The organism is Synechococcus sp. Cruz CV12-2-Slac-r, assembly GCF_024346075.1.
Lineage (GTDB): Bacteria > Cyanobacteriota > Cyanobacteriia > PCC-6307 > Cyanobiaceae > Synechococcus_D.
In genome coordinates this window covers 1-2175 of sequence record NZ_JAGQEK010000220.1, presented here as the reverse complement: position 1 = coordinate 2175, position 2175 = coordinate 1, and the positions used below count along the sequence as shown (strand labels likewise).

Genomic DNA, 2175 nt, shown 5'->3' with positions numbered 1-2175 from the left:
GGCGTAAACCAGGTGTATTTGGAGAAGACACATTGATAACTACGTAATCAGCAAAAGCTGCCAATTGCTCCAGCGATGCGGCGTAGTCGCAGGCGGCACGTTCCAATGGCACCAGCTTTGATTTACCTAAATTCACCCCCAAAATCGCCGGCCGGTGCCCCACCGCATCAAGGCGCTGCCGCTCCAAGATCTTGGCTACCGCCGCCGCACCCTGGTTGTTGAAACCCATGCGATTTAAGGCTGCTTGTTCTTTTGCTAAACGAAATAAACGCGGCTTTGGATTACCCGCCTGAGCTAATGCCGTAACAGTGCCTAATTCAGCAAAACCAAAGCCAAAGTGATGCCAAATCCCTGCCGCTTCTGCATTTTTATCAAATCCCGCCGCTAAACCCACGGGATTTTTAAAACAACAACCAAATAGGTTTTGCACAAGCCTTGGATCCTGCCTTTGCAAACTGCCTTGCATCCCTTTCAGGGTTGCTGCAACAGGAGCCAGCTGGCGCCAACGGCTCGCTTGGGCTAGTGCCTTAAGGCTGAGGCCACTAAGCAATTCCGCATCAGCCCCTTCATCTGCTGCCAAAAGGGGGCCAAAAAAACGTTGCCAGGTATCCACCTGAGTTTTTGCCATTTTTAATTCTGCTCCAACCTTTCAAGGCGCCAGCCCCCTTCTTTTTGGGGTGCCACGCGCCAATCACGCCAGGTGATTGCTGCATCTCTATTTTCAAAGGTTGCTAATGGTTGCTCAAGCAACTGGGCTATTTCCACGGTTTTTAATAAATAACCACCCTGGGCAAGGCGATCTGCCAGTTCAAGGCGAGTTAATAAATCCTTTAAGGGCGCCGGGGCAAGATCTTGATCTTTAGCTGTTGTTTTTAGCTGTTCTTGATCCGGAATTGCTTCCTTGCGGGAATAAGCCACCGCAATTTGATCGCAGCGTTCGTTATCTGGATCACCGCTATGGCCTTTCACATGTTCCAAGGCCACATCCGGAAGCCGCGCTGCATCCAGCTCTTCCCATAAATCACGGTTTAATACCGCTCCACCAGATGCCGTACGCCAACCTTTGCGTTTCCAACCCGGCAACCAACGGCTATAGCCATCGATCAGATATTTGCTATCGGTGCGAATTGCAAAGCCAGGATCCTTTGGTAATTCCTTTAGCCGTTTCAATAACGCAAGGCAAGCACTGAGCTCCATGCGGTTATTGGTGGTGTGGGCTTCAAAACCACCTAGTTCTTCCACCGTGCCATCGCTGTAGCGCAACAGGCAACCCCAACCACCAGGGCCAGGATTTCCTCTGCAGGCCCCGTCACATGCAGCGGTTACCACCTTTCGGTACAAATGGGTGCTGGTTGATGTTGAACTTGTGTTGTTCATAGGCCAAACCTACCGAGGGCTGGATTTTTTCAGCACTGCCATCGTGCTGCTGGCTCAGCTTTTTAACAGCACGCCATTAGATCAAGAGCGTTTTCAGGTGTTAGCCCAGCCGCTCAGTGGCGGCAGCTGGAAATTATTGGTGCTCGAGCAACTAAAACCCAGCCCCGCCTGCTGGCAGGTGCGCGCTGATGGCTTAGTGAATCCAAGCTTGGTGCGTTTTGATTTTTCTGGAATCTGCAGCCGTTATATCGATAGCAATGCCTATTCAATTCGTATAAATAAAACTGATCTCGCCACTTCCCATAGCCTGCGTTTGATTCAAGAAGGTGGCAAGTTGTTGTTGCTTGGGGTGCCGCGGGAAGCGGGCAACGCCATCCTGGTGGCAAGCGCTGCCCTCACAAATGCCGTGAACAACAAGGTGGGGGGCGATGCCTTTTTAGCGTTGCGGCTAGCGCCAGGCTGGCAATTAAGCCGTCGCGCTTACAACGGCCAAGGCTTAAGCCATATCTATTTTTCTACTAAGGCACTTGCAGCCCAGGCAAACAGCAACCCACCATTAATTACGCCAAAGGGTGTGGTGCCGATCCGGGTGATCCCCTACAGGCCAATGCGATAACCGTCCTGTTGCTTTGTTGTTTATTTCTTCTCGGGTTAATTTACTGGGGTGTGAGGAGTGAGGACTTTTCTAGGGTCGAAACAAGGACAGACTCCTGGAAGATTCCACACCTCAAGACCCCGCTAAGCGGGGTCTTTTTTTTTGCGCTATTTCCTTGCATTAAAAAGCCCCCTGCAAGCAGG

At 51.3% G+C, this 2175-nt stretch carries 2 protein-coding genes and 1 pseudogene; 1 reads left to right on the top strand and 2 read right to left on the bottom strand.

The genetic code is table 11. The features are described 5' to 3' along the window. Positions 1-628: pseudogene (locus KB557_RS10900) on the bottom strand (dihydroorotate dehydrogenase (quinone)); the annotation flags it as partial. A gap of 2 nt (positions 629-630) precedes the next feature. Continuing rightward, complete coding sequence (locus KB557_RS10895) at positions 631-1377, bottom strand: ribonuclease H (RefSeq protein ID WP_255134130.1); 747 nt, start codon at positions 1375-1377, stop codon at positions 631-633. Here KB557_RS10895 and KB557_RS10890 point away from each other — a divergent pair. Beyond that, complete coding sequence (locus KB557_RS10890; RefSeq protein ID WP_255134127.1) at positions 1346-1993, top strand: DUF3747 domain-containing protein; 648 nt, start codon at positions 1346-1348, stop codon at positions 1991-1993. The two genes, KB557_RS10895 and KB557_RS10890, sit on opposite strands and share 32 nt — an antisense overlap. The last annotated feature ends 182 nt before the right edge of the window (positions 1994-2175 follow it).